Source organism: Pseudomonas reactans, assembly GCF_013387025.1.
Classification (GTDB): domain Bacteria; phylum Pseudomonadota; class Gammaproteobacteria; order Pseudomonadales; family Pseudomonadaceae; genus Aquipseudomonas; species Aquipseudomonas reactans.
Genome location: NZ_JACAQP010000211.1, coordinates 1 through 312, shown reverse-complemented (window position 1 = coordinate 312; position 312 = coordinate 1). Strand labels below are relative to the sequence as shown.

Genomic DNA, 312 nt, shown 5'->3' with positions numbered 1-312 from the left:
GAATAACCCCCTTTGGTATTTTACGTGTACTCTTACGTGAACCAATACGCCCACGTGAACCTTTTTTCGGTATAGCTTTTGCCATATTTTATCATCTCATAAATTTGAGTCAGAGATATATGGATATATCCATTTCATGTCAAAACAGATCCCATCCCCTTCTTATTTTTATATCGGGTCTTTAACGAGGCTGATTATCCTTGTCTTTGTTTATGTCTTGGGTTGGAACAAATTACTATAATTCGTCCCCGACGACGAATTAGTCGACATTTTTCACAAATTTTACGAACAGAAGCTCTTATTTTCATATTT

Annotated in this window: 1 protein-coding gene; it reads right to left on the bottom strand. The window is 35.6% G+C overall.

Features of this window, described 5'->3' with window-relative positions; genetic code table 11:
* Positions 1 to 194 precede the first annotated feature (194 nt).
* Positions 195 to 308, bottom strand: coding sequence for a 50S ribosomal protein L36 (gene rpmJ, locus HX793_RS32365; RefSeq protein ID WP_082924814.1), 114 nt, complete (start codon positions 306 to 308; stop codon positions 195 to 197).
* Positions 309 to 312: the final 4 nt, after the last annotated feature.